23 protein-coding genes and 1 riboswitch are annotated in these 23,955 nt (G+C 31.7%); of the genes, 7 read left to right on the top strand and 16 right to left on the bottom strand.

Translation table 11 applies throughout. From position 1 onward, the window contains the following. Positions 1–231: 231 nt before the first annotated feature. A complete protein-coding gene (locus ACNMOQ_RS07380) occupies positions 232–1,434 on the top strand; it encodes a DUF819 family protein (protein ID WP_416349629.1) in 1,203 nt (400 codons plus the stop codon). 48 nt (positions 1,435–1,482) lie between these two features. On the opposite strand, the gene ACNMOQ_RS07385 is transcribed toward ACNMOQ_RS07380, so the two are convergent. Genes ACNMOQ_RS07385 through ACNMOQ_RS07395 form a run of 3 tightly spaced genes read right to left on the bottom strand, consistent with a single transcriptional unit; the run spans position 1,483 to position 3,676 of the window. Beyond that, complete coding sequence (locus tag ACNMOQ_RS07385; protein WP_064205147.1) at positions 1,483–2,685, bottom strand: toxic anion resistance protein; 1,203 nt, start codon at positions 2,683–2,685, stop codon at positions 1,483–1,485. Next, positions 2,672–3,391 (bottom strand): 5-bromo-4-chloroindolyl phosphate hydrolysis family protein, encoded by a 720-nt coding sequence (locus ACNMOQ_RS07390; RefSeq protein ID WP_016999783.1) that lies wholly within the window; start codon positions 3,389–3,391, stop codon positions 2,672–2,674. Before ACNMOQ_RS07390 ends, ACNMOQ_RS07385 begins: the two co-directional genes overlap by 14 nt. Positions 3,392–3,406: 15 nt before the next feature. Continuing rightward, positions 3,407–3,676, bottom strand: a complete 270-nt coding sequence (locus ACNMOQ_RS07395; RefSeq protein ID WP_070045767.1) for an acylphosphatase — start codon at positions 3,674–3,676, stop codon at positions 3,407–3,409. 146 nt (positions 3,677–3,822) lie between these two features. Here ACNMOQ_RS07395 and ACNMOQ_RS07400 point away from each other — a divergent pair, with 146 nt between their 5' ends. After that, complete coding sequence (locus ACNMOQ_RS07400; RefSeq protein WP_064205146.1) at positions 3,823–4,125, top strand: DUF1033 family protein; 303 nt, start codon at positions 3,823–3,825, stop codon at positions 4,123–4,125. Between the two features lie 166 nt (positions 4,126–4,291). Continuing rightward, positions 4,292–4,492, top strand: a complete 201-nt coding sequence (cspA, locus tag ACNMOQ_RS07405) for a cold shock protein CspA (protein ID WP_016912585.1) — start codon at positions 4,292–4,294, stop codon at positions 4,490–4,492. A gap of 190 nt (positions 4,493–4,682) precedes the next feature. On the opposite strand, the gene lysA is transcribed toward cspA, so the two are convergent. The 9 genes from lysA to ACNMOQ_RS07450 all read right to left on the bottom strand — a co-directional run bounded on the left by lysA (position 4,683) and on the right by ACNMOQ_RS07450 (position 15,507). After that, positions 4,683–5,948, bottom strand: coding sequence for a diaminopimelate decarboxylase (lysA, locus tag ACNMOQ_RS07410; RefSeq protein ID WP_416349630.1), 1,266 nt, complete (start codon positions 5,946–5,948; stop codon positions 4,683–4,685). Further along, positions 5,945–7,018, bottom strand: coding sequence for an alanine racemase (alr, locus tag ACNMOQ_RS07415; RefSeq protein WP_239706401.1), 1,074 nt, complete (start codon positions 7,016–7,018; stop codon positions 5,945–5,947). The genes lysA and alr overlap by 4 nt, the downstream gene beginning before the upstream one ends. Then, positions 7,018–8,166 (bottom strand): M20 metallopeptidase family protein, encoded by a 1,149-nt coding sequence (locus ACNMOQ_RS07420; RefSeq protein WP_064205143.1) that lies wholly within the window; start codon positions 8,164–8,166, stop codon positions 7,018–7,020. Before ACNMOQ_RS07420 ends, alr begins: the two co-directional genes overlap by 1 nt. A gap of 167 nt (positions 8,167–8,333) precedes the next feature. Beyond that, the gene (gene dapD, locus ACNMOQ_RS07425; protein WP_064205142.1) at positions 8,334–9,053 is read right to left on the bottom strand and encodes a 2,3,4,5-tetrahydropyridine-2,6-dicarboxylate N-acetyltransferase; all 720 of its coding nucleotides are present in this window, start codon (positions 9,051–9,053) and stop codon (positions 8,334–8,336) included. A gap of 1 nt (position 9,054) precedes the next feature. Further along, positions 9,055–9,792 (bottom strand): 4-hydroxy-tetrahydrodipicolinate reductase, encoded by a 738-nt coding sequence (dapB, locus tag ACNMOQ_RS07430; protein ID WP_016999776.1) that lies wholly within the window; start codon positions 9,790–9,792, stop codon positions 9,055–9,057. Then, entirely contained in the window at positions 9,789–10,679 is an 891-nt protein-coding gene (dapA, locus tag ACNMOQ_RS07435) for a 4-hydroxy-tetrahydrodipicolinate synthase (RefSeq protein ID WP_416349631.1), read from the bottom strand. Before dapA ends, dapB begins: the two co-directional genes overlap by 4 nt. A gap of 21 nt (positions 10,680–10,700) precedes the next feature. Then, positions 10,701–11,684 (bottom strand): aspartate-semialdehyde dehydrogenase, encoded by a 984-nt coding sequence (locus ACNMOQ_RS07440; RefSeq protein ID WP_016999774.1) that lies wholly within the window; start codon positions 11,682–11,684, stop codon positions 10,701–10,703. A 20-nt stretch (positions 11,685–11,704) separates the two neighbouring features. Beyond that, a complete protein-coding gene (locus ACNMOQ_RS07445; RefSeq protein WP_016999773.1) occupies positions 11,705–12,907 on the bottom strand; it encodes an aspartate kinase in 1,203 nt (400 codons plus the stop codon). An 89-nt stretch (positions 12,908–12,996) separates the two neighbouring features. Further along, positions 12,997–13,173, bottom strand: a riboswitch (Lysine riboswitch). Between the two features lie 732 nt (positions 13,174–13,905). Further along, on the bottom strand, positions 13,906–15,507 hold the full coding sequence (locus ACNMOQ_RS07450) for an ABC-F family ATP-binding cassette domain-containing protein (RefSeq protein WP_416349632.1): 1,602 nt from the start codon (positions 15,505–15,507) through the stop codon (positions 13,906–13,908). 143 nt (positions 15,508–15,650) lie between these two features. Between ACNMOQ_RS07450 and ACNMOQ_RS07455 the strand changes: the two genes are divergently transcribed. Continuing rightward, positions 15,651–16,556: a CvfB family protein gene (locus ACNMOQ_RS07455; protein WP_064205259.1), complete on the top strand. Its 906-nt coding sequence runs from the start codon at positions 15,651–15,653 to the stop codon at positions 16,554–16,556. A 321-nt stretch (positions 16,557–16,877) separates the two neighbouring features. Here ACNMOQ_RS07455 and pepF read toward each other — a convergent pair whose 3' ends face one another. Next, positions 16,878–18,674, bottom strand: coding sequence for an oligoendopeptidase F (pepF, locus tag ACNMOQ_RS07460; protein WP_135032493.1), 1,797 nt, complete (start codon positions 18,672–18,674; stop codon positions 16,878–16,880). Positions 18,675–18,877: 203 nt separating this feature from the next. Here pepF and ACNMOQ_RS07465 point away from each other — a divergent pair, with 203 nt between their 5' ends. Next, positions 18,878–19,219, top strand: a complete 342-nt coding sequence (locus tag ACNMOQ_RS07465; protein ID WP_017000590.1) for a hypothetical protein — start codon at positions 18,878–18,880, stop codon at positions 19,217–19,219. Between the two features lie 68 nt (positions 19,220–19,287). Here the strand turns inward: ACNMOQ_RS07465 and ACNMOQ_RS07470 are convergent, their stop codons facing one another. Further along, positions 19,288–19,866, bottom strand: coding sequence for a GNAT family N-acetyltransferase (locus ACNMOQ_RS07470; RefSeq protein WP_017000591.1), 579 nt, complete (start codon positions 19,864–19,866; stop codon positions 19,288–19,290). Positions 19,867–20,019: 153 nt separating this feature from the next. Here ACNMOQ_RS07470 and ACNMOQ_RS07475 point away from each other — a divergent pair, with 153 nt between their 5' ends. Together ACNMOQ_RS07475 and ACNMOQ_RS07480 are read left to right on the top strand one after the other, a co-directional pair. After that, positions 20,020–20,775 (top strand): MerR family transcriptional regulator, encoded by a 756-nt coding sequence (locus tag ACNMOQ_RS07475; RefSeq protein ID WP_416349633.1) that lies wholly within the window; start codon positions 20,020–20,022, stop codon positions 20,773–20,775. A gap of 107 nt (positions 20,776–20,882) precedes the next feature. Further along, a complete protein-coding gene (locus ACNMOQ_RS07480; RefSeq protein ID WP_416349634.1) occupies positions 20,883–21,413 on the top strand; it encodes a histidine phosphatase family protein in 531 nt (176 codons plus the stop codon). Positions 21,414–21,517: 104 nt separating this feature from the next. On the opposite strand, the gene ACNMOQ_RS07485 is transcribed toward ACNMOQ_RS07480, so the two are convergent. After that, positions 21,518–22,417: an AEC family transporter gene (locus ACNMOQ_RS07485; protein WP_416349635.1), complete on the bottom strand. Its 900-nt coding sequence runs from the start codon at positions 22,415–22,417 to the stop codon at positions 21,518–21,520. A gap of 77 nt (positions 22,418–22,494) precedes the next feature. Next, positions 22,495–23,925, bottom strand: a complete 1,431-nt coding sequence (locus ACNMOQ_RS07490) for an aldehyde dehydrogenase family protein (RefSeq protein ID WP_416349636.1) — start codon at positions 23,923–23,925, stop codon at positions 22,495–22,497. Between the last annotated feature and the right edge of the window lie 30 nt (positions 23,926–23,955).

Below are 23,955 nucleotides of genomic sequence, written 5' to 3' on the forward strand. Positions count from 1 at the left end.
GAGGCTTAACAGCTAACGAGCTAGACTTCATAGACAATCTCGTTACATTTTCTAACGGGCAAGACTTCTAAAACAAGCACATTAGCACTATAATAATCCTTTTTTAAATACTAGTTACGTTTTACAACGTAGCAGAACTGCGAAAACTTTTTAGAAAAAGAGATTTCGCAGTCTCACTCTCTTTTTATTTATGTCATAATAAGTATACATATAATTAAAGGGGTGGGGAATATGATGGTCTTTGCTTTTATTAATAAAGATGAAACATGGATTTTATGCGCTATTTTAGTAAGTATAGCTGCTTTAAGTATCTTTTTAGAACAAAAATATGATTTTGCTTCTAAAATTACTGGCGCTATAATCGCGTTAATTGGTGCTATGATTTTATCTAATTTAAACATTATTCCGATTGAATCTCCAGTGTATGACCAAGTTTGGGATTACGTTATTCCACTTGCAATACCATTATTATTATTCAGATCTAATATTTTTAAAATATGGAACGAAAGTAGAAGGTTATTATTTATATTTTTAATTAGTTCTGTAGGGACAGTAGTAGGGGTTGCTGTCAGCTTTTTACTATTGCATCAATTTATACCACAGCTTAATAAAATTGCGGCTATGATGACTGGAAGCTATATAGGTGGTGGTGTAAACTTTGCTGCATTAAGTACCAAGTTCGAAACACCTGGGGAACTTGTATCGGCAACAGTTGTTGCTGATAACAGTGTTATGGCATTTTATTTTATTGTCTTGATTACAATTCCAAATTTAAAATTTGTGAAAAAGTATTTTAGAAGGTTGTATAATAGTGATGCTGAATCTAATGAAAACAATGCAGAAGCATATTGGAAAAGAAATGAAATTAGTTTAAAGGATATTGCATATTCAATTGCTATTGCTTTTTCACTAGTAGCAGTTAGCTTTAAACTATCAGAGTGGATACAGTCGGCCGTTCCGAAATCAAATCCTTTTTTAGAAGTTGTAGTTGGTATTATAGGGGATCAATTCTTATTATTGACGACTTTATCTTTAATAGTAGTTGCAGCATTTAGCAATTTCTTTGAAAAGTTAAATGCATCTGATGAACTTGGAACATTTTTAATTTATATTTTCTTTGTTGTAATAGGTGTACCAGCATCAATACCGATTATTATTAAAACTGCGCCTTTATTATTTATTTTTGTAGCTATTATATTAATATTTAACTTAGCTGTTACTTTATCATTCGGTAAGTTATTCAAATTTAATATTGAAGAAATGTTGTTAGCAAGTAATGCTAATGCTGGTGGTCCGACAACTGCCGCTGCGCTAGCTATATCTAAAGGGTGGCAAAGCCTCGTAGGTCCTATACTAATTATAGGTACATTAGGTTATGTAATTGGTAACTATGTTGGCACTTTAATGTTCTATGTACTTAGCCAATTTATGTAGAAAAAAGCACTATCCCCTATTTTAATAAAAGGAGATAGTGCTTTTTATTTATGATTTAAATGTATTTCTAAGTTGTTGTTGTTCATCTTTAAGTTGTAATAGTTTAGTTTTTAAATCTTGTTCTAAAGATTGTAGTTCTTGTTCAGCTTGTTGACGTTTACGTGTACCGTCTTCTTGTATCCTTAATGTTTCTTGAATTGTATCCACGATATTTGTTTGTGTCGTCTTAAGTGTCTCAATATCAACAATACCACGTTCATTTTCTTCTGCTGTTCTTATCGCATTTTGTTTCAACATTTCTGAGTTTTTAAGCAACAGTTCATTTGTCGTATCTGTAACTTTCTTCTGTGCTTCTGAAGCACCTTGTTGCCTCAATAAAGTTAACGCGATAGCCATTTGATTCTTCCATAATGGAATACTCGTTAAAATAGAGCTTTGAATCTTTTCAGCCAATGTTTGGTTAATATTTTGTATCATTCTAATTTGTGGTGCTGATTGTAAAGTAATTTGGCGAGATAATTGTAAATCATAGATTCGCTTTTCTAATCTGTTTATATATTGTTGTAAATCAGCCAAATCTTGTACATCCATTTGGTTATTAGATGCTTTAACTTTTTTCTCAAGCTCCACTAAATCATTTTGTTTAAGTTCATCACGCTTTTGTTCAGCTGCTGCGATATAAATATTTAAAGCATCAAAATACGCTTTATTTTCTTCATACAATTGATCTAATAGACCAACATCTTTCATCAGCATATTTTGTGATTTTTGCAGCTCTACAGATATGCGGTCGACTTGCGCACCAACTGATTGGTATTTGCTAAACATTTCATTAACTGAGCGCTCAGCACGCTTAAAAATACGTTTTAAACGCGATTGATTTTGTTTTTGTAATTCATCAGGATTTACTTCTTTTAATTTGTTCATCAAGTTTCTAAGTGAAGAACCGATTGGCCCGACATCTTTAGATTGAACTTGGTTGAGCATTTGATGAGAAAACTGTGATAATTTGTTTTGAGCTTGTTGACCATACAGTAACAGACCATCATTATCTAACGGTTTAATCTGTTTAGCTATTTCGTTTATTTTTTGTTGATCTTCATCTGAGAAATTCTTTTCATAAGTTGAAGTTACATCTGATTGACCAGATTGCTCATTTTCTTGAGCTTCCTGTGGTGCAATTTCATTCGATGAATCCTTAAACGGGTCATCAATTAAGTCATCAAATAAATTTTTATTAGTTTCTGTCATAATTACGCTCCGTTTCATATTCGTATTTTTCTTGATTAGTCTTCAAATTTACTTTTTCTTTAGTTGTTTCAGGTATTTCTTTAGTAAAATCATTTCTGTTTTTAGCCATGTCAGCTAATTCCATCTCAATATCCAATTGATTATAATTCGATTCATTCAACTGCTTTAAATCAGCAACTAAAGTCCTTTTATTCTCATCAATCGTAAGTTTAGTTTGTTTCAATTTAGCTTTTTCTTCTTTAGTTTTATTCGGCATGCGTTGTAATAGAGTGTAGTTATCAATTAAATTAACTGTATTATCTAAATGCGAATAGAAAAAGCTTTCGACTGTATAAAACTTTTCTGGAGATTGTTTAACAGTGTTGTAAATTGTTCTTGTTAATTTAGCAACTTCATTTAAATTTTTAAATTCATTATATGAACGTACACGCATATAATTTTTATATAACCGTTTAAGTTTTGGGCTCGCATCATTTAATTGTTTTCTAATGAAATGATATTCTCTACGAGTTAATCCCATTTCCTTTAAAAAACGTCTAGAGCTATACCATTGAATAGGAATAAAACTCAATATATATGATCCGATAAACATACCAGTATCTAACATGAAATGTAAATCTAATTGAAATACACTAAATAAAAAAACAACAGACGATATTGGTACAGCTAATAGTGCACCTAATATATACGATAAATTATATTTCATTTTCATCTTCCTAAATTATAACGTTTTGAAATGCTTTGTATTTTCATCTAATGTTACATCTTCTATGTTGTAATCATCTACTTGAGAAGCAGGTGCAACACCTTCAATTATTCCTTTAGTAAAACTTTCTAAGTCATCTGTTTTCCCGCTAGCATAAACTTCAACATAATCGTTAACATTTTCAACTGAGCCAACTATATTATATTTCTTAGCCAGTTGTGCTGTGAAAAATCTAAAACCAACGCCTTGTACGCGTCCATAAACTTTAATGTGTTTTCCGTTCATATTAATCACCTCATATATCCATTATAAAGGGTTTCTTACAAAAAAACTAATAATTAGAAACATAAATACTAAGCGCTTTTCTTGATTTCATCTTCAAATAGATTTAAATTTGTTTTAAGGTAATATTCTGAATAGGGGCGTTATAAATGTGGAAAGTTGTTACTATGCGGGCAGATTATGAGGGCTGGTGGCTATTCGATGATTGGACAGATCATATTATTCATGAAATCATTTGCAATGATTTTGATGAGATGCTAATAACTTATAATGACTTACTGAAATCGTACCAAGAAAAATATGCAAATGAGATAGTTGGTAAATATAATATTCATGCTTTTTATAATAATTGCGATATTGCTTTTTGTGAAGATTGTGAAGAAGATTTACAAATTTTTTATAGTATTCTTATATTAAATGACAATTCTATTTATACACCTTTACCAAATTAATAAATTCTGAAAATATCTGAATTGGTATTGCATTTGAATATTTAGTGACGTATAATAAGTAATAGCAATATCGTTATTCCATATTGCAAATGACATTATATATTTGGTGTTTTTTGTAATATGCGAATATCGCATATTGAATTTTAGTCTTGGAGGTTTCTCAATTATGAAACAAGGTACAGTAAAATGGTTTAATGCAGAAAAAGGATTTGGTTTTATCGAAATCGAAGGAGAAAATGACGTATTCGTACATTTCTCAGCAATTAACCAAGAAGGTTACAAATCTTTAGAAGAAGGTCAAGCAGTAGAATTCGAAGTAGTTGAAGGCGACCGCGGCCCACAAGCTGCAAACGTTGTAAAACTATAAAATATATGAATTTGAAAGACTAGAAAGAAACCCTAACAATGTTAGGGTTTCTTTCTGCAAAACTATAATACTATTAAATAATAATAAAGTTTAAGTTTATATAACGATATCTTTAATTATTTAAAAGCGCTACCCGCAGATTTCTATCTGATTGGGTAGCGCTTTTTTATTCAAAAAAATAAATAATTATTTATTTCACATCGTTCAAAATGAGTTGTTTTAATGTTTGCCTCTTAATAACTTCTCTTGCTTTTCCATCTCTGACAAATAACACTGCCGGTTTTGGCATTTGGTTATAGTTAGAACTCATAGAGTAGTGATACGCTCCTGTCGATAATACAGCTATATAATCACCAATTTTTGTTGATTTAGGTAATTTCATATCTTTACCGATTAAATCACCTGATTCACATAATTTACCTGCTATTGTTACTTCTTGTAAATCATCTTCTTGTCTATCTACTAATAGTGCCTCATATTTCGCATTATATAAAGCTGTTCTAATATGATCACTCATACCTCCATCAATTGAAACATAAGTATTAACATTAGGTATTTCTTTAATAGTGCCAACTCTATATAAAGTTACACCCGCTTCTCCTACTATAGAGCGTCCTGGCTCTATAGATATCTCAGGTATATCCATGCTATATTTTTCACTATGTTCTTTAATAGCATCAGTAATGCGCTTAATACTTTCTTCAATTGGATAGCTCTTATCTTCGTTTGTATATTTAATACTGAAACCGCCACCCAAATTGAGAATTTCAATATCGATATTATTTTCTTTTAACCATTCAAATACAATTTGTATCGTATTAATCGTACCATCCGCTTCAAAAATTTGTGATCCAATATGGAAGTGGATACCTTTAAAGTCTATTTTGTCTGATGCTTGTAATGCTCGTACACCTTCTAAAGCAGTACCATGTTTTATCGATAATCCAAACTTACTATCTTCTTGTCCTGTTTGTATAAATTCATGTGTATGTGCTTCAACACCTGGATTAACTCTTAAAACTGCTTTGATTGGTTTAGATGCAATTCGGTTAATACGTGTAATTTCATCTAATGAATCAATAACGAAATACTCAACGCCACTTTCAATTGCATATTCTATTTCATCATTCGTCTTGTTGTTACCGTGAAAGTGTATTTTACTCGGATCAAAATCACTCGCTAAAGCTGTAAATAGTTCTCCTTCAGATACTACGTCTAAGCCCATATTTTCCTCTGCCATTAGTTTAAATAATTGAATGCTACTAAAGGCTTTAGATGCGTATGAAATATTATATTTTAGACCACTGTTACTAAATGCTTCATGAAATCTTCTACACTGTGATCTAATTTGTTCTTCATCATAAACAATAGTAGGGGTACCATAACTAGCTGCAATTGTCTTTAATGAGATATTCCCCATCGTTAATACGCCTTGATCATTATATTTAACAGTCATGATTTAATCTCCTTTATTAATGAATGATGGTTCAGTGCACTAATTTGTTCTGAATTAGCACCTACACCTTTAAATGTAAATTCGTCTATTCTTATGTCATTGCTATACATTGTTACCATATCTCCACGTTTTACTGATTCATCCACTTCTACAAACATGTGACTCATCATCAATCCACGTATAGGATACCTTTTACCATTGATTAACGCATCATGTTTAGCACGTGTTTTAAGTATACCGTCTCCATAACCGATATCAACTACTGCAAGGTTACAATCTTTATCTGCTGTATATTGGAAACTATAACCACAAGTTTCGCCTTGTTTAATAGGGCGTACTTGAATCACATTCGCAGTAACAGTAAAATTTTGATGAGTAGTTGAAGTAGGGAGACTACTATAAGGTCTTGAACCATATAGAATAATACCTAATCGCGCATGTGTATGTTGATTAAGCAAGCCCTCTTCTCTTACAAAACTCGCACTATTCTGAGCATGAATAAATTTAAACGTATAACCTAAACTTAGCATTTCGTCTAAACAACTTAACCAAGCTGCTCGTTCTATTTCATACTCATCACCACCAAATTCATCTGCGTATCCGAAATGCGTCCATATTCCTTCTATTTTAGCTTGTTCATCATGGGGTAGGTTAGTATTGAATTTTAATACTTCTTGCATTTCTTGAGCATTTTTCAATCCTGAACGGTGTAGCAAGTTTTCTAATTCTAAATGCAACTTAATACCACTTAAAGCGTCTTTAAATTCATAATAAAATTCTAAAGAGGGTAAAGTCATTGCGATATTATATTGTTTTAAAGTTTCAAACTCTGTAGATGGATTCATTAAAAAGATATTTACATCACTGTTTAAATTTCTAATTCTCACAGCTTCATGTAAAGATGTCGTACTAAATGTCTGTATACCAGCAGCGATAAATGATTGCACTGCAAATTCTAAACCAAAATGATAAGCATCATTTTTCACAACAGCCATAACTTCTTGTCCATCTGTAAACTGTTTAGCGTTATTTATAAAGTCTTGTTCATATATTGTGATACGTGCAACCATTATTTATCCCTTCCTTGATTTAACAATGCCATATAATAATCAGCTACTAAAATAAGCACTTCTTCATCAAAATTTAATTTGTTTGTATGTAGACCATACACAAAATCTTTTTCAATATTTTTAGTTCCGAAAAATACAAAATAACTTGGCGCCAATTGTCCATAGAAACTAAAATCTTCGCCGAATAAATATGGTTTTTCTAGTTCATGTAATTCGACACCAGTTGTATTTAATGCTGACTTTACATTTTCGTATAGTGTCGAATCATTTGTAGTAGGTGGGTATCCCTCAGCAAAATCAACACGACATTCAACATCAAATAACAATTCAACACTTTGAGCAATTTTTATCATTTGTTGTTTCACGGTTTCTAAATCTTGTACATCATAAGTTCGAATTGTACCTTCTAAATAGCCATTTTGTGGGACCGTGTTAATTGCTTCTCCAACATTAAATTGACCTATGTGTACAATGTTTCTATTAAGACCATTTAAATGAAATTGTTGAATTTGACTCACTTGGCTTAATACATGCATTAATGCTTCTGATGCAGCTTTTCCTTCTTCTTTACTCGCTACATGACTAGATAAGCCATTTAAATAGAAACGATACTCTGTAGCACTTGCAGTTATTTCATCATTTTTAAATGCTACTGTACCTAAATCTTCAAAAGGCATGATATGTACACCATAAATTTCTTCTATTTGAAATTGATCAAATACTTTAGATTTTATAAGTTGATTTGCGCCCGCTTCCGTTTCTTCTGAAGGTTGAAAAATGAATACAACGTTATGTGGTAATTCGCCTTTGTCGTATAATGCTTTACACCTTTTCGTAAATAACATTAACGCTGTCGTATGACCATCGTGTCCACAAGCATGCATCACATTGTCATTTTTACTTTTATAAGGTACTTCATTTTCTTCATGAATAGGTAAGGCATCAATATCTGCTCTATAAGCAATTGTCCTATTTGAATTACCTTCTAAATAACCAATAATCCCTGTAGTAATAGGGCGTTCATATGGTATTTCTAATGATTTAAGAAAATTTTCAATATATGTTGTTGTTTCAAATTCTTGCATGCTTAATTCTGGATGTTGATGCAAATATCTTCTTGTTTCTTTAACAAAATTTAATTCAGACATTTAAAAATCAGTCCCTTTATAGTATGTATAGAAAGAGAGTGGGACATCAATCCAATTTTTTTAATAAGATTTCATTGTCCCACCCAAGCAAATATAAATAGTATTGAAAATTTTAATATAATCTATTTCAAACTAGATATATTGCCAATCTAATAATTTAGGCTGAGTTATTGGTTTAAGTTACGTAAAGCAGATACGATTTCTTTTTTACCATCTTGTACATCTGCTGATTGTTTAATAACTTTAGCAGGGGTACCAGCAACAACTGCCCCTTCTGGAACATCTTTCGTTACAATTGCACCAGCAGCAACGATAGCACCTTTACCAATGCGAACACCTTCAAGTATTACTGCATTAGCTCCGATTAGTACATCGTCTTCAACAACTACTGGAGAAGCACTAGGTGGCTCAATAACGCCCGCTAATACTGCACCTGCGCCAACGTGCACATTTTTACCTGTAGTAGCACGACCTCCAAGTGAAGCGTTCATATCAACCATTGTACCTTCGCCAACAACAGCGCCAATGTTAATTGTAGCGCCCATCATTACAACAGCGCCATCTTCAATAACTGCATGTTCTCTAATGAAAGCACCAGGCTCAATACGAGCATTTGTATTTGTTAAATCTTTTAATGGTATCGCTGAATTGCGACGATCCATTTCTATTTCGACATCTGTAAATTGATCTGCATATTTTTCATTAAATGCTTTCCAATCTTTAGCATCACAGAAAATTGTTTTAGATGTTTCTGAACCAAAAACTTTAAATGACTCAGGGAACTCAACATTTTCAAATTGACCGTTAACGTAGACTTTTAAAGGTGTTACCTTCTCAGCCTCACTAATATATTGTATAATCTCTTCTGCAGTAAAATCTTTAACCATGTTAAATTCTCTCCTCATTTAAATTATTGTATGTGTAATATCCGTTTTCTTTATTTACTAATATATTTGCCACACTTAGAGCACCGTTGGCAAATATATCCTTAGACTGTGCACGATGCGTAATTTCAATCGTTTCATCATGGCCAGCAAACAATACTTGGTGCTCTCCAACTATTGTACCACCACGTTGAGAACTAATTCCAATTTCAGAAGGTTCACGCTTCGTGTTAGTTTCATGTCTATTGTAAACCGGAACAGTTTCTTCACGCTTTTCTTTAATAGCATCATATAGTTGTACTAACGTACCACTTGGTGCATCCACTTTTTTATTATGATGTTTTTCCAACATTTCAATATCAAAGTCTTCAAGTAATGGTACAGCATATTGAATAATTTCTTTTAGAATATGCACACCATAACTCATGTTTGCACTGAAGAATACCGGCATATCTTTAGATTTTTCTTTTAACTTTTCAATGATTATTTCTTTTTCACCTGTAGTCGCAATAACTAATGGTAGTTTAAAGTCTTCTTCTAATAGCGGAATTAATAATTCTGGGTTAGAAAAATCGATTGCTACATCCGCTTCAGGTGCCGATGAAATTGTATCAAAGGCAGGGTAGGGATATTGTTTAGAAGGATCTTTAACAACCACGCCTACAATTTCATTATTATTTTCTTCTGCTAGTCTTGCTACGCGTTCGTTCATTGCGCCATAACCAATTAATAAAATTTTCATTGTTTTACACCATCTTTAAAGTTAGCAAATGCTTTGCTTAATGTTTGTTGTTCTTCTTCATTTAATGTTACTAAAGGTAACCTTACTTCATACTGACCGAAACCTAGTTCACTTGTTAATAACTTAATAGGAATAGGGTTAACATCTACACCTAAATCATTAAGTAAACTTAGAATTTGATCTCTTAAGTTTTCAGCAGTTTTCGTATCATCTTTTTGAACAAGGTCGAATAATTTTTGAGTTTCTTGTGGTATTGCATTTGCCACAACTGAAATTAATCCTTCTCCGCCAAGCTTGTAATAGTCATACATATTATCGTCATTACCACTGTATAAAGCAAAATCAGAAGGTAATTTCTCTTTTAATGTTTGTGCATATTCTAAATCTCCAGTAGCATCTTTTAATGCTACAATATACGGATTTTCACTTAATTTAATCATTGTTTCTACGTCAATTGTCATATTTGTTCTAGAAGGTACATTATATAGAACTACTGGCAATTCAACTGTGTTTGCAATTTTAGTAAAGTGGGCGATTAAACCACGTTGGCTTGTTTTATTATAATATGGTGTGATAAGCATAATTGCATCTGCACCTAATTCTTTTGCTTTCAATGATGCTTCAATAGAAGCTTGTGTGTTGTTAGTACCTGTACCTGCTATAACCGGCACACGACCATTTACTTTTTTTATACCTATTTCTAATAATTGATTTTTTTCATCGTTTGTTAAAGTTGGATTTTCTGCAGTAGTACCGTTAATCACGATACTTTGTACACCGTTTTCAATTAAAAATTCTATATGGTTTTCAAATGCTTCGTAGTCTACATTCTCTTCTGTGAATGGTGTCGTTAACGCAACACCTACACCTGTAAATATATGTGACATACTTAACACTCCTCAATTTTTTTATTTATTTAAATTCATAACTTGTTCTAAAACTTGTACTGCATTTAAACTTGCGCCTTTTAATAAATTATCAGAAGTACACCAAATATGGAATGTGTTATCTAATGATTCATCCTTTCTAATTCTTCCTACGAATACTTCATCTTTACCCGTAGAATGAATTGCTAATGGATATTCATTATTTTCTACATTATCAACGAGTACAACTCTGTCATCTTCATCGAATAATTTTTTAATATCTTCAACTGTAGCTTCTTTATCTAATGTTACGTTCATATGCACGCTATGGCTGTCTTGTACAGGAACACGAACACAAGTTGCTGTAACATTTAAAGTGTTATCGTTTAAGATTTTACGTGTTTCGTCGATCATTTTTTGTTCTTCTTTTGTATAACCATCTTCTAAAAATGAATCGATATGTGGTAAGACATTATTATAGATTGGGTGAGGGTAGTTAGTTGGTTCTTCACCTTGTTCTCCTTTTAATAAGTCTTCTTTACCAGCTAAACCTGAACCTGATACAGCTTGATAAGTAGTATAAGCTACACGCTTAAGGCCGAACTTATCTTGTAAAGGTTTCAGAGGAACTACAGATTGAATTGTAGAACAGTTTGGATTTGCAATAATTTTTCGATTTAATTTTGGTTCGTTTACTTCAGGAACGATTAAATCGATACCTTCGTGCATTCTCCAGTGACTAGAATTATCTATAACAATTGCGCCATTCTCTTCAAAAAGTGGAGCAAAATGTTCACTCGTGCTGCCACCAGCACTCATGATGACATAATCAAATTGTCCATCTGTTTTATCGTCTGTTAAAGCTTCAACAGTGTATGTTTTACCTTGGAATTCTACTTCTTTACCTGCTGAACGTGGTGATGAAAATAATACTAATTCATCAAATTGGATATTCTTTCTGTCTAATACTTCTAATACTTTTTCTCCTACTAAACCTGTTGCACCTACAACTGCTAATTTTGTCATTTTGTTCACTCCATCATTCATTATATATTAAATGTTTCACACAAAATACGTACTGCTTCTTCACCTAAATCTCGATCAACGACATAAGAAATACTAATTTCTGATGTTGTTGTTTGATAAAAAGGTATGTCGTTACTAATTAAAGTTCTGAATGCTTTAGAAGCAATACCAGACATGTCTCTCATGCCAGTTCCAATTACGGATAGCTTTGCATAATTTTCTTTCATTATGTAGCGAAGGTGAGGGTAATCTAGCATTAAATCTTCTATAATTCTTTCAATTTGTTGTACTTCAGAATCTTTTATTGTAAATGACAATTGTAGACCTCTCTGATTTTCAATTTGTGAAATCATATCTACATTCATTGACTCGTGTTCTAAAGAATCAAACATTTTTTGCAGTAATTTAAAGTTTTGCATTGGATACGTTAATGTTACATGAATCATATGCGTATCTAACGCGACTCCAGTGACTGCTTTTTTCTCTAAAATTTCTGTTTGTGGCATAATCCATGTTCCTTTCACGTTTGATAATGTTCTACCTAAATAAAGAGGTATGTTGTAATTTCTAGCTATTTCAACACTCCTTGATTCTAATACACCAGCTCCTAAAGCACTCATTTCCATCATTTCTTCATAAGAAACTTCAGAAAGTAATTTTGCATCTTTATAAATTCTGGGATCTGTTCCATAAACACCATCAACATCAGTGTATATTTCACAAGTGGAATTTATACTTGATGCTATTGCTACAGCGCTTGTATCTGAACCACCGCGTCCTAAAGTAGTGATTTCCATTTCATCATTAACACCTTGGAAGCCAGCTACTACTAGAATATCGTTTGTTTTAAAAGCTTCTTCAAACCTAGGAGCATCAATTTCAGCTATTTTACTCTTTAAATGATGACCAATTGTTTTAATACCAGCTTGATACCCCGTCATCGCCTTCGTTTGAACACCTATATCATTCAACACCATTGAAAGGTAAGATATTGTTTGTTGTTCACCTGTAGTTAACAACATTGCTAAATGTTCATCTTTAGGCTGCGATGTTAACGTATCAATATTTTGCATTAAAGTATCAGTCGTTTTGCCCATAGCACTTACAACAACTACTAGTTGTTCGCCATTATCAACGCGAGATTTTAACATATAGGCTATATTTTTAATTTTGTTAAAATCACTTACGGATGTTCCGCCAAATTTCAATACACTTTGTGTCAAGATTATTCCTCCAATTAAAATCGGGAGGTCAACGCCGTAATATAAATAAAAAAACAAGTTCGGCATCCGAACTTGTTTTAATTTATATATACAAGTGATGCACTCCATTTATCATTAAGATAATGACAGACAATAAGCTGTTAACCTATACGTCCAACATAATAGTTCTGCAAAAATATTATGTTTCGGCATCGCACCCTTTCACTCCTTGAAGATTGCAGTCCTATAGGGGAGTTACTAATGATTGATGCGCCTCATCAAAAACATATTCAATTGATATGCATTCATTATACATAGAAAGAATATTTATGTAAAGAGAGAAAACAGATTATTTCAAAAAGTCACAACAATTCAACAAATTTAAAATGAATAAAATGGGTAAATTAATGCAGAAACAAAGAATGGGTTGGGAGATAAATTATAACTCAAAATAAATAATCTACGATTTTGTTCGTGCATGCTTGCCTAAGGTATGGTTCGAGCCTGTAGTCTCCCACTCATAATATTCCCTCAGGCGTCAGCACTTTACAAAATCGTAGGGAACATCACGCTAACAGGCTTGTTTACTACCACTAGCTCATTAGAAAATGTAACGGGCTTGTCTGAAGTTTCTTGCACGTTAGCCGTTGATTTCGCACAAAATTTAATGACAATTAAAAAAATCAAAGCTTTTTATAGCGCTAACGTGCTTGTTTATTACCACTAGCTCATTAGAAAATGTAACAGGCTTATCTTAAGTTTCTTGCACGTTAGCCGTTGATTTCGCACAAAATTTAATGGCAATTAATAAAAATCAAAGCTTTTTATAGCGCTAACGTGCTTGTTTATTACCACTAGCTCGTTAGAAAATGTAACGAGCTTGTCTTATATTTCTTGCACGTTAGAGGGGACATTCTCTTCTAATTCATTATAAACAGTAAGCTACTCGCACTTATATAACAAAAAAACAGGCTGGGACATATAAATGTCTCAGCCTGTTCGTATAATCTCAGCATATATTAGCTATATATACCTTGATCTTTTAGATATTCTTCATAGCTAATTTCTTTAGAAATTACGCCATCTTCTTTAATATCAATAACTCTATTAGCAATTGTGTTAATAAATTCAAAGTCATATGAAGTAAAGATTAATGAACCTTTGAAGTTCTTCAGACCGTCGTTCACAGCTGTGATACTTTCTAAGTCTAAGTGGTTAGTAGGTTCGTCTAATAATAGTACGTTAGAATTTGATAACATCATCTTACTCAACATACATCTAACTTTTTCTCCACCTGAAAGTACGTCTGCTTTTTTCTTAACTTCTTCACCACTAAATAGCATACGTCCTAAGAAACCTCTTAAGAATGTTTCAGTTTGTTCTTCTGGTGGTGCATATTGTCTTAACCAATCAACTAAATTCATATTTACACCGTCAAAGAATTCTGAGTTATCTTTAGGTAAATAAGAACGAGAAGTCGTAACGCCCCATTTAACTGTACCTTCATCTGGTTCAATCTCACCAGCTAAAATACGAAGTAGGGTAGTTTTAGCGATTTCACTTTCTCCTATTAATACAGCTTTATCATTAGGATTCATAGTGAATGAAACATTATTTAAAACTTTATTACCATCAATTGTTTTTGAAACACCTTGAACTTGTAATAAGTCGTTACCGATTTCACGACCAATATTAAAGTTAACAAATGGGTAACGTCTTGAAGAAGGTTGAATATCATCTAATTCGATTTTATCTAACATCTTCTTACGACTTGTTGCTTGTTTAGATTTAGATGCGTTCGCACTAAATCGAGCAATAAAGTCTTGCAATTCTTTAATGCGTTCTTCTTTTTTCTTGTTTTGATCTTGAGCCATTTGTGCAGCTAGTTGACTTGATTGATACCAGAAATCATAGTTACCAACAAATAATTTAATTTTTCCGTAATCTAAATCAGCGATGTGTGTACATACGTTGTTTAAGAAGTGTCTATCATGAGACACAACGATTACTGTATTTTCAAAGTTTATTAAGAATTCTTCTAACCAAGCGATTGCTTGAATATCTAAACCGTTTGTAGGCTCGTCCAGTAATAGAACATCTGGCTCACCAAATAAACTTTGAGCTAATAATACTTTAACTTTTTGGTTATTTTCTAATTCAGACATTTGTTTATCATGTAGGTCGTCTTTAATACCTAAACCTGAAAGTAATACAGAAGCATCCGCTTCAGCGTTCCAACCGTTCATCTCAGCAAATTCGCCTTCAAGTTCAGCAGCACGCATACCATCTTCATCAGAGAAGTCTGGCTTCATGTAAATGTCATTTTTTTCTTTCATAACTTTCCATAATTTTTCGTGACCTTTTAATACCACGTCAATTACTTTTTCATCTTCATGAGAAAAGTGATCTTGCTTTAATACAGCTAAACGTTCATCTTTACCTAATGAAACGTTACCTGATTGTGAGTCTAATTCTCCAGATAACACTTTTAAAAATGTTGATTTTCCAGCGCCATTAGCCCCAATAAGTCCGTAACAGTTGCCTGGTGTGAACTTAATATTTACATCTTCGAATAGTTTACGATCACCAAATCGTAAACTTACATTAGTGACTTGTAACATTAAATGACTCCTTTTCATTAATACTTCTATCGATGAATTATACCATATATCTAACAAAAAAGGACAAGAGAATGAACTGTCGTTACATGAAACAAAATGCATGTTATAATGTAGAAACTAATAAGATAAGAATGGAGAATGATATGGCACAAGAAAAAGATACACTTGTAGGTCGAATAGACTTTTTAAAAGTGGATAGATTGGAAGGTTCAACGTACCATTTACTTGGACCTAACAGCGAACATATTAAAATGAATGCATCTGAAGTAGATAATGAAGACGATTTAGAAATAGGCGAAGATTATAGTTTCTTTGTATATCCAAGCCGTTCTGGCGAATTATTTGCCACACAAAATATGCCAACAATTACAAAAGACCGTTACGATTGGGTAAAAGTTTTAAGAGTAGATAGAGATGGCGCAGCAGTTGATGTTGGTCTACCTAGAGAAGTATTAATCCCTTGGGAAGACCTTCCAAAAGTTAAAGAACTTTGGCCACAAAATGGCGACATGATTTTTTGTACGCTAAGAATAGATAGCAATAGTCAAATGTTCGCAAGATTAGCGACTGAAACAATTGTTGATACTATGTATAAAGCTGCGGAAGAAACAGTTTTACATCAACATGTTACAGCTAGACCATACCGCTTGTTAAGAGTAGGAACATTTTTACTTTCAGAAGACGGATACAAAATATTCGTACATGAATCTGAACGTAGACATGAACCTAGGTTAGGCGAAGAAATGGACGTTAGAATTATTGGCGTTAAAGAAAATGGCGAGTTAAATGGTTCATTCTTACCATTAGCACATGAACGTCTTGATGAAGACGGACAAATTATTTTTGATTTACTAGTTGAATATGATGGAGAACTACCTTTCTGGGATAAATCCGACCCAGAAGCAATCAAAGAAGTATTTAATATGAGTAAAGCAAGTTTCAAACGCGCAATAGGTAGATTGTATAAACAAAAACTTATCGTTATTGAAACAGGTAAAATTGCGATTACTACAAAAGGCTGGGCTCAAGTTAAACAAGACGAAGCATAATCTCGTATATTGCTTTAAAAGAGCTAAGTATATTTAAAAGCCGTGACCTAACGCAAAAGTTGGGCCACGGCTTTTATATTTTTGGAATGAATGTTAATGGTAGTAGCAAGCGTTATTGACACGTTTGGTAAGAATAGTCAACAAGGGTAGCGTTATTGACACGTTTTGCAAGAAAAGGCAATAAGGATAACGTTATTGACACGATTGCTAAGAATAGTCAATAAGACCAGCGTTGTTGACACGTTTAATAAGAATAGTCATTAAGAGCACTAACAATAAAGGTTCTTTTCGCCATTCATGACGAAAAGAACCTTTATTTAATTATTCAATTTCATCTGTTAATGTTTCTAATTCGTCAATCAAACTACCGATATAAGCTATTGTTTCTTTTAACGGCTTATCTGTAGTAACATCAATTCCAGCTAACTCTGCTAATTCAACTGGAGATTTTGAACCACCTGATTTCAATACATTTAACCAATCATCAACAGCAGGTTGTCCTTCATTTTCTATTCTTTGACTCATTACTGTACCAATTGTTAATCCAGCAGAGTAAGTATATGGGTATAATCCCATATAATAATGAGGTTGGCGCATCCAAGTTAATTCAGCACCGTCAGTTATTTCGACTTCGTCACCCCAAAAATCTGAAATAACTTTCTTTTTAATTTCATTAAGCAGTGGGGCAGTTAACGCTTCACCTTCGTCTACTTTTCTATAAACTTCTCTTTGGTACTTAGCTTCTAATAAGTGCGTAACCATATTATGATAATAAGTTCTTGAAATAATTGAACTTATCACCCAACGTTTGAATTTTGGATCATTAGATTTTTTTAATAAGCTATTTGCCATTAACATTTCATTCATTGTAGATGGTGCTTCCACAAAATACATAGAACAGTCAGCTTGGTATACATTTTGATATTTATTCGCTAAATTAAAATGACCAGCATGACCTAATTCGTGGGCTAATACAAATACTTCAGTCATTTTACTTGTCCATGAAATGAATATAAATGGATTTACGCCATATGGGCTCGCACAATAAGCACCTGTTTGTTTACCTTTATTTTGAGGAAAATCAATCCAGCGTTTGTCATAACTATCATTTACCATTTGCATATAATCATCGCCAAGCACACTTAATGCATCTTTAATATATTCTTTTGATCCTTCAATTGATACATCAGGTTCATAAGTTGGATCTAGCGGAATTCTTAAATCTTCAAAACGTATTTCATCTAAATTATTTGTTCGCTTTAGCAATTTAGCATAACGTCTCATATGTGGTGCTAATTCTTCAGAAATCACATCTATTTGTCTATCGTACATTTCTCTCGTAACATCTTGAGGTTCAAGCAAGAAATCTATAACAGAATCATATCCACGAAGTTCGGATTCTATTTTTTCTTTTTGAACATGAGCGTTGTATGTTGCAGCAGTCGTATTTTCATAGCGACGCAATGCTTCGCTGAATTTCTTAAACGCATTTCTTCTCACTTCAGTATTTGAGTGAACTTCAAAATCTCCTTCGAATGATACATAATCTAATGCAATTTCTTCGTTATTTGCTTCAAACGTACCAAACTCAATATCTAACATTTTCGTAATTCCATACAATTCAAACGGTGCACTAAAAGTAGGTGAGAACGTCGCTAAAGTTTTTTCAACTTCAGGATGTAACGTATGTGGTTTTTGTCGTTTTAGTAATGATAAATATTTAGGGTATTCTGATTGTTTAATTAAAGCATTAAATGTTTCCTCTTCTAATTGTAAGATTTCCGATTCTAAAAATGATAATAAACCTGCAATCTTCCCGTATGTAGTAGAAAATTGTGCTGCTACTTTTTGACTATCAGCGTCAGTCGTATCAGTAGAATACAATAGTTCTGCATATGTACTTAAATGTATTACATCAATAATAAGATCAGCTTGTTCATGTAAAGCTGATTCAATAGTCGATACATCCTTTAATTGATTGAGATATTTTTCATTAAAATCAGTCACTCTTTGAACTAAGTCAGTTAACGTTGAATAAAAAGCGTTGTTATTTTCGTATAAACTCGATAAGTCCCATGTTTCGTTAATAGGTATTTCACTACGTAATTTTTGTCCCATTGTCTCATCCCTTTTTAAAATATTTGCAATGTTCACATAATTGCTCATTTTCATTATAATATTAATCATTTTAGAGTACAAATTTGCTAGGTTATAAAACATTTGTTAAATTCAATTATTTTTATAAAAATACTGCAAAACTTAATTAATATATTAATAATCGGGTATAATATGAGATATAGTTGTAAAGGAGGCGTAATAGTTTGAATATATTTGATTTCCCAAATTACTTATGGATATCATTTGTGATTGTCGTCGTTTTCTCAATATTGTCTTCATTAATATTAAAAAAATATGTTATTAGCGCAATATTAACATTTATAATATTAGGCATTATTGCTTTTATCTTACCTAATTTTTATGATATTACATACGAACCATTATTAGGTTACGCTGCCTTTATGGCCATTATTAGTTTATGCTTCAGTCTTTTAACATGGTATTTAGTCAAAAAGAATAGACAAAGAAGACTAGAAAAGTTAAGCGAAAAAGAAGGTATAGATAGCGGGCATCAATTTGAAAAATTAAAAAGACGAGAAAAATAATGATAAACAACATAATATAGAATAAAACATCGACCTGAATTTACATTTCAAGTCGATGTTTTATTTTATTATTTAAAATAAACTGGTGTAGCTACAGCATATAATACTTCATTTATTAGCTTACTACCATCTGAACTTAAATCTGAATTCTTTAATGTTCCTTCTAATTCATATCCACAACGCTCGATAGTTTCTATACTTTTAGTGTTTTGAACATCTATATAAGCTTCAATTCTAACAAAGCCATGTTCTTCAACTAAATATTTTGTAACATATTTTATAGCTTCAGTAGCAAATCCTTTTCCTAAACCAGAATTAACCATCCAATAGCCAATTTCACATGAGGGTAATCTTAAATTAATATCTTGTAAAACGATTGATCCAACGAAAGTTTCAGTTTCTTTATCGAAAATAAAATATCTTAAAAATTGTTTATTTAAGTTTATATCAGTAGTTTTATTAATAAAATCTGTAACTTTAAAATCGTCAAAATTATGATTAAAAAAGGAAACCCATTCTTTTAAGCGATCAACTGAATTAAGCATGCCTTGTTTAATAGTATCTTTATATGTATAAACACGTTCTCCAGCTAGTAAAAATAAACGATCAGTTTCTAGCTTTAAATCAAATTTTATGTTGTGACTCATAATAATGCTCCTATCTGATTCAATTTTTCTTATTTCTATAGTATATCAACTATAACATTATCTATATGACCAAAAATAATATTTTTTAATATTTGTTGTTGACCCTTACGTTACGTTAGACTTTATAGTAATAAGTAGGAGGAGGTCAGAAGAATGGAAATGACTGTAAAAGAAGTTGCAGATTTAGTAGGAATAAGCGTGCGCACGCTCCATCATTACGACTCAATAAACTTATTAAAACCAGATAATACAACTGAAGCTGGGTACAGGTTATATAACGATAAAAGTCTCGAAAAATTACAGCAAATTCTATTTTTTAAAGAACTAGATTTTCCTCTCAAAAAAATAAAAGAAATTCTCAATGATCCATCATTCGATACCAAAGAAGCATTAAGGTTACACAAAGAAATGCTTTTAGAAAAAAGATTGCGTATAGACAAAATGATAGAAACCATTGATAAAACAAATCTACATTTAAAAGGAGAGATTAATATGACAAAAGAAGAAAGATTCGAAGGTTTTGATTTTAGTCAAAATCTTTATGAACAAGAAGCTAAAGAAAAGTGGGGAGAAAAGACAGTTGATAAAGCTAATGAACAATTAGCAAATATGCCTAAGCAAGAAAGATTCGAAAAAGAAGATGAAATGAATACTATATTTAGAGAACTAGCTTCAGTTAATGATAAAGAAAAATCACCAGCATCAAAAGAAGCACAACAACTTATTCAAAATTGGTATGATTTCTTAAATGATAACATCAATTATGAGTATTCATTAGAAATATTTAAAGGTTTAGGTGAAATGTATGTAGCTGACGAACGTTTTACTAAAAATATAAACCGATTTGGTGATGGATTAGCACAATTTATGCATGAAGCTATTAATATATATGTAGAAAATCATAAATAAGAGAAACACCAATGAGTTAATCGGAATAATTACGATTTAAACTCATTGGTGTTTTATATTATGTTTATGTTATTGTAGCTTAATATTAAATTTTAAGGAGAATCATAATGATATACATACTTAGACATTGCAAAGCTATCGGTCAAGATAAACATGCAAATTTAACTGAAGATGGCCAATTATGTGCAGAACAATTAGTACAAGTATTAGCAAACCTTAATATTGATCAAATATACATTAGTAATATGAAGCGTACATATGAAACAATCAAACCATATATAAGTAAATATCAAGTAAATGTTATTACAGATTCAAGGCTCAATGAACGTCAATTAAGCGACATATCATTAGATAATTGGTTAAATGAGCTTAAATACACATTTGAAGACTTTGAATATCATATACATAATGGCGAATCAAGTTCAGAAGCTCAAAAAAGAATTTTAAGCGTATATGAATCCATTAATCAATCATATAACAGCTTAATCGTTACACACGGTAATATATTGACATTGCTATTAAATCATTTTAATCACGAGATTGGATTTGAAGAATGGAAAGCATTAAAAAATCCAGATTTATATAGCATAGATAAATATAACAACGTTAAACATATAAGTATGTCGTTAAACGAATAGAAAAGGGTCCCCTAATCACAATATACGTAACTTCCTATAATATATATTATGTAAACTAATAACTAGAAGATCATATTCTTAATATGAATATCTGTGTTTATTGATTACAAAACTACATAAATGACTAATGGTATGGTAATTAAACTTAATATAGTTGATATTAATGTAGATGCAGACACGTTATCTTCTTCTACTTGAAATTGAATGGCGTACATAGTAGTATTTGCAGCTGTTGGCGTAGCTGCTATAATAATCATGATCTTTTTAGTTAAGTCATCAATTGGAAATTGAGATACAATTAAAAATGCAATTATTGGTGAAATTAATAACCTCAAAATGACACTAAAAGAAATTGACTTCCAATTAACTCTTTTTATAGTTAAATTAGCTAATTGCATACCTAAAGATAACATCACTACAGGTATTGCTGAATCAGCAATGAAATCTATTCCTTTTGATAAAGTACCAAGAGGTATATGTAAATAATTGAAAAATATACCTAATAATGCACCATAAATCATAGGCATATACAGCACTTGTCTAAAAGCTTCTACACTTTTCATATTAAAAGAGCTACCTTTTGCTGCATAATACACCCCTAATGTACTCATAATTAACTGTTGCAACACCATAAGTACTATAGCTACTTGCAAGCCTGTTTTACCAAATAAAAATAGTATCAAAGGCGTCCCATAATTACCATTGTTCATGAAAGCACTAGATAAAATTAATCCGCACCTCTGTGTTTCAGAATAATTTGCTAATTTTGAAAAAACACTTATTATTATAATACTTATAAAACATAACAATAACAAAAAAATTATAGAATAAAAAAAGGAACTATCTATACGATTAGTATAAAATGTGCGAAAAACTAAAAAAGGAACAAGCATATATATAGCCATTTTAGATATAATTGCGGTATTTAATTTTAAAAATATTTGTCCAATATAACCTACTAAAAACACTAAAAAAATTGGTAACATAACTGATAAAACAAACATTTAATCACCTTATTTAGCTTATTCATTTCATATAAATTTTAAAATAAAAGGGCAAAAAGATGCCCTTTTATTTTAAGTTATTTAAAAACTATTAATTTTTCTTCTGTCATTTCTTCAATAGCATATTTAGGACCTTCTTTGCTATTACCACTATTTTTAACGCCACCATACGGCATATGATCCACTCTATACCCAGAAGTATCGTTTATTATTAAACCACCCACTTCTATATTGTCCATTGCATTTAGAACAAACTCCAAATTATTAGTGAATAGACCTACTTGTAATCCATATTCTGAATCATTTACCTTATCTATTACTTCATTTTCATCATTATATTTCTCTATAGCTACTACGGGACCAAATACTTCATTTTTACAAACTTTCATATCTCGATTTATATTCGTTAATATAGTTGGGTGATAAAATACACCTTTACGTTTACCACCAATTTGTACCTTTGCTCCCTCACTAATTGCTTCATTTACCCAATTTTCTACACGAATTGTTTCACCTTCTCCGATCATAGGACCAATATCAGTCGTTTTATCAGAAGGATCCCCAATCTTTAAATTATCAGTCGCTTCCACCATGTTATTAAGAAATTCATTGTAAACTTTCTCGTGCACAAAAACACGTTGTACAGAAATACAAACTTGACCTGCATTATTGAAGCTTTTTTTTGCAATTTCAATAGCGCTTTCTTTTATATTTGCATCATTATGAACAATTGTAGCTGAATTATTGCCTAATTCTAAGGATACTTTTTTGATACCTGTTTCTTTACTTAACATTTTTCCTACTTCAGGGCTTCCTGTAAAAGTAAACATATTAATATCATCATTTGATGTTAAATAACTACCGATTTCTGAACCTTTTCCTGTTAATACATTTAATCGTCCAGAAGGTAATCCTGCTTCTTCAAAAATTTCAGCTAAAACTAATGCTGAAAGTGATGTTTCAGCTGCAGGCTTTAATATAATACTATTGCCTGACGCAATACCAGGTCCCACTTTGTGACAAACTAAATTTAAAGGCACATTAAAAGGTGTTATTGCAGCAATCACACCGACTGGTTTCTTAATAGTTAAAGCTTTTCTATTCTCTGATCCCGGAGCTGATTCAATAGGTATAGCTTCCCCATTTATACGTTTAGATTCTTCAGCAGATACCTCAAGTGTTAGAGCAGCTCGCTCCACTTCTCCAATCGCTTCATTAATTGGTTTACCAACTTCTTTAACCAAAATGCTAGCAACTTCATTTTTTCTTTGTATTAAAATTTCAGAAGCTTTTTTTAGTATCATAAAGCGATCATATGGAGAAAATGGCTTTTTTAAAGCTTCTTTTGCATATTTAACACTATCTTCTACATCACTTTTCTCGGCTACAGAAATTTTTGAAATTTCTTCTTGTGAATACTTATTAAATACTGACATTTTCTTATCTTTTTCTAACCATTTTCCACCAATTAAAAGACCGTAACTACTTTTCAAAATACTTTTATTCATAATAACGTCATCCTCTCATGATATAAGGTC

It is taken from the genome of Mammaliicoccus lentus (genome assembly GCF_947036595.1).
GTDB lineage: Bacteria > Bacillota > Bacilli > Staphylococcales > Staphylococcaceae > Mammaliicoccus > Mammaliicoccus lentus.

Coding starts and splice junctions, on each gene's coding strand:
- ACNMOQ_RS07380 (WP_416349629.1), top strand. CDS start 232: ATGATGGTCTTTGCTTTTATTAATAAAGATGAAACATGGATTTTATGC.
- ACNMOQ_RS07385 (WP_064205147.1), bottom strand. CDS start 2,685: ATGACAGAAACTAATAAAAATTTATTTGATGACTTAATTGATGACCCG.
- ACNMOQ_RS07390 (WP_016999783.1), bottom strand. CDS start 3,391: ATGAAATATAATTTATCGTATATATTAGGTGCACTATTAGCTGTACCA.
- ACNMOQ_RS07395 (WP_070045767.1), bottom strand. CDS start 3,676: ATGAACGGAAAACACATTAAAGTTTATGGACGCGTACAAGGCGTTGGT.
- ACNMOQ_RS07400 (WP_064205146.1), top strand. CDS start 3,823: ATGTGGAAAGTTGTTACTATGCGGGCAGATTATGAGGGCTGGTGGCTA.
- cspA (WP_016912585.1), top strand. CDS start 4,292: ATGAAACAAGGTACAGTAAAATGGTTTAATGCAGAAAAAGGATTTGGT.
- lysA (WP_416349630.1), bottom strand. CDS start 5,948: ATGACTGTTAAATATAATGATCAAGGCGTATTAACGATGGGGAATATC.
- alr (WP_239706401.1), bottom strand. CDS start 7,018: ATGGTTGCACGTATCACAATATATGAACAAGACTTTATAAATAACGCT.
- ACNMOQ_RS07420 (WP_064205143.1), bottom strand. CDS start 8,166: ATGTCTGAATTAAATTTTGTTAAAGAAACAAGAAGATATTTGCATCAA.
- dapD (WP_064205142.1), bottom strand. CDS start 9,053: ATGGTTAAAGATTTTACTGCAGAAGAGATTATACAATATATTAGTGAG.
- dapB (WP_016999776.1), bottom strand. CDS start 9,792: ATGAAAATTTTATTAATTGGTTATGGCGCAATGAACGAACGCGTAGCA.
- dapA (WP_416349631.1), bottom strand. CDS start 10,679: ATGTCACATATATTTACAGGTGTAGGTGTTGCGTTAACGACACCATTC.
- ACNMOQ_RS07440 (WP_016999774.1), bottom strand. CDS start 11,684: ATGACAAAATTAGCAGTTGTAGGTGCAACAGGTTTAGTAGGAGAAAAA.
- ACNMOQ_RS07450 (WP_416349632.1), bottom strand. CDS start 15,507: ATGTTACAAGTCACTAATGTAAGTTTACGATTTGGTGATCGTAAACTA.
- ACNMOQ_RS07455 (WP_064205259.1), top strand. CDS start 15,651: ATGGCACAAGAAAAAGATACACTTGTAGGTCGAATAGACTTTTTAAAA.
- pepF (WP_135032493.1), bottom strand. CDS start 18,674: ATGGGACAAAAATTACGTAGTGAAATACCTATTAACGAAACATGGGAC.
- ACNMOQ_RS07470 (WP_017000591.1), bottom strand. CDS start 19,866: ATGAGTCACAACATAAAATTTGATTTAAAGCTAGAAACTGATCGTTTA.
- ACNMOQ_RS07475 (WP_416349633.1), top strand. CDS start 20,020: ATGGAAATGACTGTAAAAGAAGTTGCAGATTTAGTAGGAATAAGCGTG.
- ACNMOQ_RS07480 (WP_416349634.1), top strand. CDS start 20,883: ATGATATACATACTTAGACATTGCAAAGCTATCGGTCAAGATAAACAT.
- ACNMOQ_RS07485 (WP_416349635.1), bottom strand. CDS start 22,417: ATGTTTGTTTTATCAGTTATGTTACCAATTTTTTTAGTGTTTTTAGTA.
- ACNMOQ_RS07490 (WP_416349636.1), bottom strand. CDS start 23,925: ATGAATAAAAGTATTTTGAAAAGTAGTTACGGTCTTTTAATTGGTGGA.